This window comes from Nocardia salmonicida NBRC 13393 (genome assembly GCF_001613085.1).
Classification (GTDB): Bacteria; Actinomycetota; Actinomycetes; order Mycobacteriales; family Mycobacteriaceae; genus Nocardia; species Nocardia salmonicida.
This window is the reverse complement of sequence record NZ_BDBR01000016.1, coordinates 174,332-186,524: the sequence shown is the minus strand read 5'-3', so window position 1 is coordinate 186,524 and position 12,193 is coordinate 174,332. Positions and strand designations below refer to the sequence as shown.

Sequence of the window (12,193 nt, the reverse complement as noted above, 5' to 3'; positions counted from 1 at the left end):
GACGCCGCCACCGTTACCCCTACCGGGTTCGGTGACGGCTGTCACAGCGTCTTCGTGAGTGAGCTCACGGACTTGTCGCGGTCGAGCCTGCCCGATCCGGCGCCGGAGCGCGAGCGGATTTCGGACAGCGCGGTTGCTGTCACGCCCGGTGCAGCGCTGCCTCGAACACGGGCCACGATTTGTGCATGTCCTGCTCCCAGTAGCCCCACGAGTGGGTGCCGTTGGGGCGCATGTCCACCGTGGCGGGGATGCCGAGCGTTTGCAGCCGATCGCGCAGCTGCTGGGTGCACAGATTCGTGACGGCCTCGAGCCCGGCGCCGAACAGCAACTGCATGGTCATCTGCGCCGGGTCGCCCTGGGCGAAGATGTTGTCGTACGGACCGGGGATGCCGGTGCCGGAGGAGATGTAGACGTCGGTGCCGCGCAACGATTCCGCGTGCAGGTACGGGTCGTTGTCCGACCACTCGGGATCGGTGGGCGGGCCCCACATATTGGCCGCGTTGCCGAGCCTGCTGCCCACCACCGTTCGCACGATCGCTTGTCCGCGTGGATCACTCGTGCGCACGCACCCGCTGTAGGAGCCGATCGCCCGGTACAGCCCGGGCTCGGAGAGCGCGAGCTGGAACACCGAGGTCCCCGCCATCGACAGTCCGGCAATGGCATTGGCGCCGGTGCCGTCGAACTCCTTGTCGATCACGGGCGGAAGTTCCTTGGTGAGGAACGTGGTCCACCGCTGCTTGCCGAGCACCGGATCGTCGGTTTTCCAGTCCGCGAAATAGCTACCGGCACCGCCGAACGGGATCACCACATTGACCTGTTTGTCCTTGAAGAACTCGACGACATCGGTTCGATCCAGCCAGTTGCCGTCGCTGCCCCCGCCGACTCCGTTGAGCAGATACAGCGTCGGCGCGGGCGCATTCGGATCCGCGGCCCGCAACACCCGCACCCTGGTGACGATGTCCATCGCCGGCGAGTACACGCCCACATCGATGGTGCGATCCGGCTCGACCCGCTGATCCTCGATCCGCGCTGTCGGCTCCGCGCCCGCGGGCGCCCCGACCACAAAACCGGCCAACACGACCGACACGGCCACTACAACCCGTGCGCCCACTGCTCGACCGAACATCATCGAACTCCGTTCTCGACGCCGAATCCTCTTCTCCACATACGATCCAACGACATTCCAGAACGCTACACACGATCTCAGCGGAAGTCTGTGACGATTCCTAGAAGATTTACCCGAAATCTGTACGTTCATTCTCCTTGGTTACCCAGAACAATCACGGGCCGATCACATAGGCACCGCAGACCAATCACATCACCGACCCTACCTGCGCTGTTATGCCTCATCCTCGCACACCGTTGCCCGATTTCATCGGCGGAAATAGACCGGTCGGACCCGTTCGACCTATTCCGCGAATTGCGAAATATGACACAACAAGCATGCAAAGTTATTCGCACCTCATGATCAGCGCCGAACCAGCGGGCTGACGCGGCCTGCGAGCAGACGGCAGGTTCAGCCGACCCGCAGGGCCGCGGCGAACAGCGGCCAGGAGTGACGGAGGTCGTCGCGCCAATAGCCCCAGGAGTGAGTTCCGTTGGGGCGCAAGTCGATTGTGGCGGGGATGGCCAGGTCGTGGAAGCGGGTGGCGAGCTGTTGTGTGCACAGGCCGGTGACCGCGTCGAGGGCGCCGCCGACGATCAGCTGGTCCACCAGCTTCATCGAATCACCGTGTAGCCCAGGTCCGTCGACGGTGTCGAGCCCACCGGGAAGACCGGTCCCGGAGGAGACGTAGATGGCGAGGCCGCGCAGGCGCTCGGCGTGCAGAAAGGGATCGTTGGCAGCCCAGAGGGGGTCGCCGGGTTGTCCCCACATGTTCACAGGGTCGCCGTTCTGACCGGAGACAACGGTATTGACGATGGCGTGGCCCTGTGGACCACTGGTGGAGACGCAGCCACTGTAGGAGCCGACGGCCTTGTAGAGCTGGGGTGCCGCGAGCGCCAGCTGGAAGGCCGCGGTGCCCGCCATCGACACCCCCGCGACGGCATTGACACCGTCGCCCTGGAACTCGGCGTCGATGACGCGGGGCAATTCGCGGGTGAGGAAGGTGGTCCAGCGCTGACGACCGAGGACGGGATCGTCGGCCCGCCAGTCGGCGTAGTAGCTGCCCGCGCCGCCGATCGGCATCACGACGGTGACCTGCTTGTCGGCGAAGAAGGCATCGGCGTCGGTGCGGGTGAGCCAGTTGCCGCCGTCGCGCCATTCACCGGTGGGACCGACGCCACCGTCGACGCCGTTGAGCAGATACAGCACCGGCGCCTTCGCCGTGCCATCGGGCGCGGGCAACACCGCCACGGTCACCGACTTCGCCATGGCGGCGGAGTGCACCACCAGCTCGACGACCCGGCCGGGACCGGGCGCGACGGAGATCAGCCGCGTGGCGTCGGAAGGCGGGCTCGCTCCGGCCACCGGAGCAGCGCACGTCAAGGCCGCCGCGAGAACCAGCACACAACGCGTCAAGACGCTCATGCGCCACCTCCATGCCCGGCCGCGGGACAAGGCCGTCGAGCTCAGAGTAAGTCGCCCTCACCTGCCTCGGACATGTTTCTGAAACATTTCCGATTCAGAGCCGGTGGGGTGCGTCGCATTCACTTCAGCGCGTCGATAAACGCGCTGACCTCGGCAAAGAAGCGCGGGCGGTCCTCGATGAAGAGCCCGTGCTGGGCCCCTTCCCAGAAGGAACCGCGGGCGTCAGGGGCATTGTCGAGGATGTACTGACCGTTGGCCGCCGGGACCACCGGGTCGTCGGTGCCGTGCAGCACGAGCACCGGAACATCCAGGGCGCGCAGCGTTTCGGTGTTGTCGATCGTGCGGTAGAACAGCGCCTTGCGTACCGAAGGCGGGGTCGCGAGACTGCCGCCGAACAACCGCTGCGCGTCGACGCCCTTGTCCGCGCCCGGCCCGGTATTGGCATTGCCGAATACCGAGAACGCGCGCACCGCGCGCCCGGCGGCCTCGTCGAACACCCCTGGAATCGCCTTCTCCATCGAGGGCCCGGGAGCCGCACCGGGCACATCGCGACCGATATGGGCGGGCGCACCGCAGTAGACGACACCCGCGACAGCCGAGGTGCCGTATGTGGCGAGGTAGTCGGTGGCGACGATCCCACCGTAGGACCAGCCGAGCAGCACCGCGCCGGAGTCGATGCCCTCGGCGGCCAGCACCGCGGCCACATCGCCGGCCCACGCCTTCGGATCGTCATAACCCGCGCCGGGATCGTCGGAGTACCCGTGCCCGCGCAGGTCGACCGCGATCACCCGGTATCGCTCGGCCAGATCAGCCGTGGCAGCACCCCAGCAGCGCAGATTCCCCGCCCACCCGTGCAACAGCACCAGCGGTCTACCGGTACCGCTCACCTGGTAGACGATCCTCGTTCCATCGGCACTGACAGCGTCGCGAATAGCCATACCGACAGGTTAATCGGCAGTGCTGCGTCTGACCTCACCGTGATCGGAGCCATGGCGCCCGCAAATCCGGGGCGAATAAGATCGACCACCATGAGCATTCGCACCGCTGTCGTCACCGGAGCCAGCTCGGGAATCGGTGAAGCCACCGCCCGAGAACTGGCCGAACAGGGCTATCACGTCTATGTGGGCGCCCGTCGGTTCGACCGGGTGCAAAGCCTCGCCGCCGAGATCGGCGGCACCGCGCTCGAACTCGACGTCACCTCCGAGGAATCGGTGCGCGCGTTCACCGACGCGATCGACCACGTCGACGTGCTGGTCAACAACGCGGGCGGCGCGAAAGGCTTGGCCACCGTCCTCGACGCCGACCTCGACGACTGGCGCTGGATGTGGGAGACCAACGTCGTCGGCACCCTGCGCGTGACCAAGGCCCTGCTGCCGAAACTGATCGCCTCCGGCGACGGCCTGATTGTCACCATCACCTCCATCGCCGCCCTGCAGACCTACGACAACGGCTCCGGCTACACCTCCGCCAAGCACGCCCAGGCCGTTGCCCACCGCACCCTGCGCGGCGAACTCCTCGGCCAACCGGTCCGCCTCACCGAGATCGCCCCCGGAGCCGTGGAAACCGAGTTCTCGCTGGTCCGCTTCGACGGCGACGCCGACCGCGCCGCCAAGGTCTACGAGGGCATCGACCCCCTCTACGCCGAGGACATCGCCGAAATCGTCGGCTTCGTGGCCACCCGCCCGCCCCACGTCAACCTCGACACCATCGTCGTCAAACCCCGCGACCAGGCAGGCCCCGGCTCCTTCGCCCGCCGCTCCTGAGGACTGCTCGACCCGCTCCTCGCCCGGTAAACGTGAGGCTCGACACTCCTGGGCGTCGAGCCCTTCGGTCGATCTGCTTCGCACGGCATCCCATCGGGTACCTGAATTCCAGGGCGGGGTAGGCGAATCCAGGATCGGTGGTCGTTCGAGTAGCGGGGCGGGCGGCTGGAATTGATACTGGGAGCGGATCGCTCGGGCGTTGCTACGAATTCGCCATGCCGAGCGACTGATCTTTAACATGGCCGTTTGTCGATAGCCAGTCTGAGGAGTAGATGTTCGATGCTCGGTATCAAGTCCGTTTTCGGTGGGTTCAAAGATTTCCTGATGCGCGGGAACGTCATCGACCTCGCGGTCGCGGTCGTGATGGGTACCGCGTTCACCGCGGTGGTCACCTCGTTCAGCAAGGGGCTCATCAATCCGCTGCTCGCGGTGTTCGGTTCGACCAATGAACTGGGCCTCGGCGTTCAGCTGATCGCCGACAAGCCGGCGACCTTCATCGCGTTCGGCCCGATCATCACCGCGTTCATCGACTTCTTCATGGTCGCCGCGGTTCTCTACTTCGTGCTGATGCTGCCGATGAAGTCGCTGAAGAACAAGTTCGGCACCACCAAAGACGCCGAGCCCACCGAGACCGAACTGCTCATCGAGATCCGCGATCTGCTGGCCAAGCAGCAGGGGCTGACCACCGACGAGACCGTCGCGCTGAGCAAGGATCGCGCCAGCGAGTCCGTCGAGGCGTAGCCGGTTCAGACATAGGCCGGAGTCCTGCTCGGCCAGCGCGGGTGGTTGGGGTCGATCACGTAGGCGTGGGTGTGCTGGAAGTGCCGTGGCCCGATCTGGATCGCGTCGGCCAGGATCGCCGGGTCGACCGAGCCGAGTTCGTGGACATGCGTGATCTCGGCCGGATCATGGCGTGGCCACAGCCGGATCGCCGCGGTGGCGCCGAGGCCGGCGATGACCGCCAGGGTCGCCCAGGTGGCGGTGAAACCCGCGGTGGTGGCCAGCCAGCCGGTGATCGGGTAGGTGATCAGCCAGGCGAGGTGGGACAGGGAGAACTGGGCCGCGAACAGGGCGGGGCGGTCCTGCGCGCGAGCGGAACGACGCAGGACACGGCCGGTGGGGGTGAGGATCAGCGCGGTGCCCGCGCCGATGGTGGCCCAGGTGGCGAGGGCGGCCGACCAGTGCCACTCGCCGATCGGCAGGATCGACAGCGCGAGCGCGGCGGCGAGGCCGACGAGCAGAACAGCGGCGCCCGTGAGCATGACCGGACGCTCGCCGCGGCGGTCCAGGATCCGGGGCAGGGCGAGGGCGATGACCATGGTGCCGAGGCCGTTCGCCGCCAGCAACAGCGCGACGCCGGACTGAGTGCCGCCCAGCACGTCCCGGGCGTAGTTCACGGTGTTGACCATCACCACCGAGCCCGCGGCGGCGACCACCAGGTTCAACCCGAGTAGCCCACGCAGTCGTGGAGTCGCCGCGAACAGCCGCAGCCCGGAGGCGAGGCGTTCGGCGATCGCACCCTCGCCGACCACCGCGTTCGGGATACGCGCGGCCAGCACCAGCGCGACCGACACCGCGAAGCCGAGACCGGTGCCGACGAACAACCAGTGGAAGCTGATCAGACTCAGCGCCAGCGCCGCCAGCATCGGGCTGAGCAGTGTTTCCATCGTCGCCGCGAGCTGGGCCACCGACAGCGCCTTCGTGTAGTCGCGCTCGTCGGGCAGGATGTCGGGCAGCACCGCCTGATAGGTGGGCGTGTAGGCGGCCGAGGCGATCTGTAGCAGCGTGATGAGCACGTAGATCTGCCAGATCTGGTCCACGAAGGGCAGTGCCAGCACGATCGCGCCACGAATTCCGTTGAGCGTCATCAGGAACTGCCTGCGCGGCAGTCGGCCCGCGTAGGCGCCCGCGATCGGCGCGACGGTCACATAGGCGACCATCTTCAGCGTCAACGCGGTACCGAGCACGATGGCCGCGTTGCCGCCCGCCAGTTCGTAGGCGAGCAGACCGAGCGCGACGGTGGTGAGTCCGGTGCCGAACAGGGTCGCGACCTGGGCGGCGAACAGCAGTCGGTAGTCGCGGTGAGCGAACAGCGAAGTGGTCATGGCTCCTGCCCTTCAAGGCTGCTTATCTGCGTATGAATGCAATAAGCAGCTTAACGCCGTGAGTATTCCCGGACCACCGAAATCTTCTTCGGCTTGACCTCGAGGACAGTTGAGGTAGGACCGTAGAGCGCAGCGGCGGCCGAGGGCCGTCACCGACGAAGAGGAACGTCATGAGCGCCACGGTTGACCACGTCCGAACCGATATCAGCCCGTTGCGGCTCGCGGTCGTCATCGGCAGTACCAGGCAGGGGCGTTTCGGCCCGACGATCGCGAACTGGTTCGTCCGACAGGCGGCACTGCGCGACGCCGTCACCGTCGATGTCGTCGACACCGCGAGCATCGAGTTGCCGCACGCGTTCGGCGCCGCCACCGACCATCCCTCTGTCGCGGAAGCCACCGAAAAGCTCTCGCGCGCCGACGCGTTCGTGGTGGTGACACCTGAGTACAACCACAGCTACCCGGGTTCGCTGAAGAACCTGATCGACACCCACCACGCCGAATGGCAGGCCAAGCCGGTGGGCTTCGTCTCCTACGGCGGCATCTCCGGCGGGCTGCGCGCCGTGGAGCACCTGCGCCCGGTCTTCGCCGAACTCCATGCGGTCACCGTCCGCGACTCGGTCTGCTTCCCGAATCCGTGGGGCAGATTCGACGACGCGGGCGAACTCACTGCCCCCAACGACGCCGACGCCGCTGCCGCGACCATGCTCGATCAGCTGACCTGGTGGGGCGAAGCACTGCGCGCCGCCCGCCTGGCCCAGCCGTACGGGAAGTGACCGCCGTGATCACCGCCGTCGAACCGACCACCAGCCGCACTCCGATGCGGGTCGCCCTGGTCCTGGTGGTCGGCATGATCATGGCGACGCTCGATCAGACCATCGTGAATGTCGCCATCAACAAGTTGTCGATGGAATTCCACGCGGGCCTGAGCACGATCCAGTGGGTCGCCACGGGATACTCGCTCGCCCTCGGCGCCGTTGTGCCGACCTCGGCGTGGCTGGTCGGCCGATTCGGCGCCAAGCGGCTGTATCTGATCGCGATCAGCGCGTTCGTGGTCGGCTCGGTGCTGGCCGGACTGTCGTGGAACATCGAGTCGCTCATCGCTTTTCGACTGATCCAGGGTGCGAGCGGCGGGCTGTTGATGCCGGTCGCCATGACGATTCTGCTGCGCGCGGCCGGACCCGAGCGGCTGGGGCAGTTGATGAGCACGCTCGGGTTGGCCATTCTGGTCGGCCCGCTGCTCGGCCCGGTGATCGGCGGCTACCTGATCGACGAGGTGTCGTGGCGCTGGATGTTCTTCATCAACCTGCCACTGGGCGCGTTGGTGCTCCTGCTGGCAGTACGGGTGGTGCCCGACGACACGCCGGAGCCGCCGCGGGCGCTCGACATCCGCGGGCTGCTGCTGATGTCGCCCGGGTTGGCGCTGGTCATCTACGGCGTCACCGCCGCGGGCGAGAGTGCCGGGTTCGCCACGCCCGCGGTGCTCGTGCCGCTGCTGGCGGGGATCGGCCTGATCGCCGCGTTCGTGCGTCGTTCGCTGACCACCTCGGTGCCGCTGCTGGATCTGCGCGTGCTCGGCAACCGGGTCACCGGCACCTCCGCGGTACTGCTCGCGGTGTTCGCGGGCGGCTACTTCGGTTCGATGTTGCTGCTGCCGTTGTACTTCCAGGTGGTGCGCGACGAGTCAGCGCTGGTGGCAGGCGCTTTGGGGATTCCGTTCGCCCTGGCGTCGGGCGCGACGATGCAGGTGGCGGGCAGATTGATCGATCGGATCCCGCCCGGGCGGTACCTGCCCGTGTCGATCACGGTGGCGCTCACCGGGTTCGTGCTGTTCGTGGTCCAACTCGACGCGGACGCGCCGTACTGGGCGCTGTGCCTGACGATGGTGCTGATGGGCGCGGGCGGCGGCGGAACCATGATGCCGGTGATGACCACGGCCACCCGGCCGCTGAGCCGCGAGCAGCAGCCCGCCGGGTCGACGGTGCTGAACATGATCAGCACCACGTCGATGGCGATCGGCACGGCGGTGGCCTCGGTGACACTGGGCGCGCTGCTCCCGGTGGCGGGTGGACTCCAGGCACTGCACGCCATGACGGCGGATCAGCGGGCCGAACTCGCCCCCGCTCTGGCCGACGCGTTCCAGCACACCTATCTGATCGCGCCCGTCATGATCGCGCTGGCGCTCGTCCCGGCCCTACTCCTGCCCCGCCGCTAGCGCAGACCGAACCGTCGTGTCGTGGACACCGCACCGCGGCACGACGGTTCGGGTCGGATCTACCCCGCCGGCAAGGCGGACATCGACGTCCACCTCGACCAGTCGATGGCCCAGTCGTAGATGTCGCCGTCGGCCTGGGACAACTCGATCGAGGTGCCGGTCACCTCCACCGGATCGCCGTAGAGCGCGGTCGGGAAGTAGGCCTGAGCATCGCCGGGCGAGAGGTTGATGCAGCCGTTGGTGACGTTCGACGAACCCTGGGCCGAGAGGGATTCGGGGTTGGCGTGGATGAATTCGCCATTGTTGGAGATGCGGACGGCCCATCGTTCGCGAACATTGGTGTAGTACGGCGGATTCGACATCATGAAGTCCTCGTACTTCTCGGTGACGACGTGCACGCCCGAGCGGGTCACATTGCGCGGCTCGTTGCCTTCGCCGTAGGAGACCGCGAAGTCGAAGACCGTGGCGCCGTCGCGCACGACCTGCATGCGGTGGCTCGGGGCGTTCGCGATGACGATCTGGCTGCGCCCGATGGTGAAGTCGGAGCTGACATCGGAGTCGCCGTAGGCGCCGCCGCCGAGGTCGACGCCGTAGAGCTTCGCGGCGACGTGCACGGTGGTGCCGGGGGTCCAGTAGTTCTTCGGACGCCAGTGCACCCGCGAGCCGTCGTCGTCGGGCAGCCAGGCCCAGGATCCCTCGGTGCCCTGGTCGGTGGTGACGGTGAGCGCCTTCTCCACGGCCGCCTTGTTGATGACCGGCCCCGCGAACTTCAGGATGATCGGCGCCCCGATGCCGACCTCCTGGCCGTCGCCGATGTTGATCGTGGCCGGGATGGTCGATTGGGGGCGGATCGTGGTGAAGGTGCCGTCGATCTCGACCGGTTCGGCATCGGCCCCGATGGCCGTCCCCGCCCAGGTGTACGACGCGCCGTAACCGAGCGGTTCGGAGATCTTGTAGGTGGTGCGGTCGGGGCTGAGCTGACCGGTGATCTGCTTGCCGCTGGCATTGGTGAGAGCGATCTGGTCGATCGTGCCGTGGGCGACCGTCACCGAAACGGGCGCGACCGGATCGACGTCGGTGGCCCCCGGCGTCGGCGCGATGGTCACCTGCGCGACCGGCGTCGCCGCCTCGGTGTCCTTGCCCGGCCGGTCGATCGTGCACCCGGTGAGCACTACCAGCACCGCCAGCAACATCACCACAATCACCGATCGACCACCACGAACGCCGACGTCACGGCGTTGCGCCGACGAACTACGACGCGCGTTTTTCCGCGCGCGCAACAGACCGGTTACCGAATGTTTGCTCACGCATCGAATGTACGCCGAGCTATCGACCCGCACCCCGTGAGCGCGGTCTCACCACAACCACTACTGGCGGTTGAGCCATTCCTCGGTGAACGCGGCCTCGTTGGCGAGGAGTTCGATCAGGTGCTCCGAGATGGCCGTCTCGATCTTGCCGCCGAACAGCGGGATCTTCACCTCGATGGTGCCGTTGATCGCAGTGGTGGAGCCGGTGCCGTCGTCGGGGGCCATGGTGACCGTGCCGCGGACCACCGCGGGGGCGCCGTCCACGCGGGCTTCGAAGATGCCGCCGGTGCCGGTGTAGGTCTCGGTGCGCGGAATGATCAGGTCACCGGGGCGCACAGCGGTGATGGCGGGCGGGAGCTGGTCGGCGGGGATGGACTGCACCATCTGGACGCGGACCTGGTCGCCGTCTACGGCGAAGGCGTCGAGCCGGGCACCGGGTCCGCCGACCTCGGCGATCCGGGCCTTCCAGTACTGCTCGTCGGAGTACGCGGCGCGCACCGCATCGACGGAATGCGTGTAGCCGGCAGTGAACGCCAGAGGTGTAGCCATGCTCGACACGGTACCGTCTGCGGACGTGCGTACAACACGGGTGGTGTCCTCCGATCAGCTGCGTGACCTGCTTGCCGATACCGGCGCGAAGGTCAGCGATTCGGTGCGTTTGTCCGAATTGACGACCCTGCGGGTCGGCGGGCCCGCGCTGCTGGCCGAATGCGCGACCACCGAGGCCCTGGTGGCCACGGTGAAGGCCCTGGATGCGGCCGGTATCGCGGTGCTGCTGGTGGCGGGCGGGTCGAACCTGCTCATCGACGACGCGGGATTCGACGGCGTGGTCGTCCGGGTCGGCACGACCGGTGTCGAGCTGGGCGCCGACGGCGTAATGGCCGAGGCGGGCGCGAACTGGGACGAGGTCGTCGCGGCGACCGTCGCCGCCGGACTGGGCGGGTTGGAGTGCCTGTCCGGGATTCCGGGTTCGGCCGGTGCGACGCCGGTGCAGAACGTGGGCGCCTACGGCGTCGAGGTCGCGTCGCTGTTGCGCCGGGTGCGGCTGCTCGATCGCAAGACCGGGGACGTGCGCTGGGTAGAGCCCACCGAACTCGGCTTCGGCTACCGGACCAGCGTGCTCAAGCACAGCGACGACGCCGTGGTCCTCGCGGTCGAGTTCGCGCTGGATCCGAGCGGGATGAGCGCGCCGTTGCGCTACGGCGAACTGGCCAAGGCGCTCGGCGCGGGCGACGGCGAGACCCTGCCCGTCGAGCAGGTGCGCGCGCAAGTGCTCCGCCTGCGGGCAGGCAAGGGCATGGTCCTGGACCCGGCCGATCACGACACCTGGAGTGCCGGTTCCTTCTTCACCAACCCGGTCGTCACCGAGGAGCGATTGCCGCGGGTACTGGCCGCGATCGCCGCGCACGTCGGCGACGACGTCACCGTGCCCACCTATCCCGCACCCGACGGCACCAAGCTCTCGGCGGGCTGGCTCATCGAACGAGCCGGTTTCGCGAAGGGCTTCCCCGGTGATGCCGCAGCCGCGCGCCTGTCCACCAAGCACACCCTGGCCCTGACCAATCGCGGCACCGCGACCGCCTCCGACATCGTCGCCCTGGCCCGCACCGTCCGCGCGGGCGTTCAGGAAAGGTTCGGCGTGACGTTGGAGCCGGAACCGGTAACCGTCGGCATCGATTTATAGGACCGAGCACAGACAACCCACCACTTCCCGCCGCCCACACCCCAACCACGTAACGTGTCCTGCCATGGCACGCAGACTGGACTACTCCGCTCGCTACCCCCTGCACACCACCGAAGAGCTGTACGCAGCCCTCCAGAGCAGGGACTACTGGGAAGCCCGCGTCGCCGAGATGCGCAAGTACGCGCCCAACAACGAAGTGGTCAGCCTCGACGTCTCCGATGACGGCATCGACGTGGTCCTGCACCACACCCTGCCCCGCGAGATGCTCCCCGAGATCGCCCAGACCGTGATGCGCAAGGACATGGTGATCACTCGCAAGGAAAGCTGGGGTCCCTTCGACCACGACGAGACCGAGGGCAAGTTCTCCGCCTCGATCCCCGCAGGCCCCGGCAGCCTCACCGGCACCATCCGCCTTTTCCCCACCGAAACCGGCGCCACCATGCGCTTCTCCCCCACCGCCAAGGTCTTCATCCCCATGGTCGGCCCGCGCCTGGAGCAGCTGATGCTGGTGAATCTCGTCGACCTGTTCCGCGCCGAGCAGGAGGAAACCCTGCGCTACCTGGATCGAGAATCCGCCGAGAAGACCGTCTGA

General features: G+C 67.3%; 12 protein-coding genes. 6 read left to right on the top strand and 6 right to left on the bottom strand.

Going from position 1 to position 12,193, the window contains the following annotated elements:
* Window positions 1-139: 139 nt before the first annotated feature.
* From NS1_RS18800 to NS1_RS18790, 3 genes are all read right to left on the bottom strand, one after another.
* Window positions 140-1,126, bottom strand: coding sequence for an alpha/beta hydrolase (locus NS1_RS18800; RefSeq protein ID WP_062986378.1), 987 nt, complete (start codon window positions 1,124-1,126; stop codon window positions 140-142).
* Between the two features lie 390 nt (window positions 1,127-1,516).
* Window positions 1,517-2,530, bottom strand: coding sequence for an alpha/beta hydrolase (locus tag NS1_RS18795; protein WP_062986377.1), 1,014 nt, complete (start codon window positions 2,528-2,530; stop codon window positions 1,517-1,519).
* Between the two features lie 119 nt (window positions 2,531-2,649).
* Window positions 2,650-3,468, bottom strand: a complete 819-nt coding sequence (locus tag NS1_RS18790) for an alpha/beta fold hydrolase (RefSeq protein ID WP_062986376.1) — start codon at window positions 3,466-3,468, stop codon at window positions 2,650-2,652.
* A 90-nt stretch (window positions 3,469-3,558) separates the two neighbouring features.
* Here NS1_RS18790 and NS1_RS18785 point away from each other — a divergent pair, with 90 nt between their 5' ends.
* Window positions 3,559-4,293, top strand: coding sequence for an SDR family NAD(P)-dependent oxidoreductase (locus NS1_RS18785; RefSeq protein WP_062986371.1), 735 nt, complete (start codon window positions 3,559-3,561; stop codon window positions 4,291-4,293).
* Window positions 4,294-4,572: 279 nt separating this feature from the next.
* Complete coding sequence (gene mscL, locus NS1_RS18780; RefSeq protein WP_056814542.1) at window positions 4,573-5,034, top strand: large conductance mechanosensitive channel protein MscL; 462 nt, start codon at window positions 4,573-4,575, stop codon at window positions 5,032-5,034.
* A 5-nt stretch (window positions 5,035-5,039) separates the two neighbouring features.
* On the opposite strand, the gene NS1_RS18775 is transcribed toward mscL, so the two are convergent.
* Complete coding sequence (locus tag NS1_RS18775) at window positions 5,040-6,398, bottom strand: MFS transporter (RefSeq protein WP_062986369.1); 1,359 nt, start codon at window positions 6,396-6,398, stop codon at window positions 5,040-5,042.
* Window positions 6,399-6,568: 170 nt separating this feature from the next.
* Between NS1_RS18775 and NS1_RS18770 the strand changes: the two genes are divergently transcribed.
* Together NS1_RS18770 and NS1_RS18765 are read left to right on the top strand one after the other, a co-directional pair.
* A complete protein-coding gene (locus NS1_RS18770; RefSeq protein WP_062986367.1) occupies window positions 6,569-7,171 on the top strand; it encodes an NADPH-dependent FMN reductase in 603 nt (200 codons plus the stop codon).
* The gene (locus tag NS1_RS18765) at window positions 7,168-8,610 is read left to right on the top strand and encodes a DHA2 family efflux MFS transporter permease subunit (protein WP_084503820.1); all 1,443 of its coding nucleotides are present in this window, start codon (window positions 7,168-7,170) and stop codon (window positions 8,608-8,610) included. Before NS1_RS18770 ends, NS1_RS18765 begins: the two co-directional genes overlap by 4 nt.
* Window positions 8,611-8,669: 59 nt before the next feature.
* Here NS1_RS18765 and NS1_RS18760 read toward each other — a convergent pair whose 3' ends face one another.
* The gene (locus NS1_RS18760; protein ID WP_062986365.1) at window positions 8,670-9,803 is read right to left on the bottom strand and encodes a L,D-transpeptidase; all 1,134 of its coding nucleotides are present in this window, start codon (window positions 9,801-9,803) and stop codon (window positions 8,670-8,672) included.
* Window positions 9,804-9,977: 174 nt separating this feature from the next.
* Complete coding sequence (locus tag NS1_RS18755) at window positions 9,978-10,466, bottom strand: DUF2505 domain-containing protein (RefSeq protein WP_062986363.1); 489 nt, start codon at window positions 10,464-10,466, stop codon at window positions 9,978-9,980.
* Between NS1_RS18755 and NS1_RS18750 the strand changes: the two genes are divergently transcribed.
* Together NS1_RS18750 and NS1_RS18745 are read left to right on the top strand one after the other, a co-directional pair.
* Window positions 10,465-11,601, top strand: coding sequence for a UDP-N-acetylmuramate dehydrogenase (locus NS1_RS18750; protein ID WP_084503819.1), 1,137 nt, complete (start codon window positions 10,465-10,467; stop codon window positions 11,599-11,601). The genes NS1_RS18755 and NS1_RS18750 overlap by 2 nt on opposite strands.
* A gap of 64 nt (window positions 11,602-11,665) precedes the next feature.
* Window positions 11,666-12,193 carry a DUF2505 domain-containing protein gene (locus NS1_RS18745; RefSeq protein ID WP_056814549.1) on the top strand — a complete coding sequence of 176 codons (528 nt, stop codon included), beginning with the start codon at window positions 11,666-11,668 and terminating at the stop codon, window positions 12,191-12,193.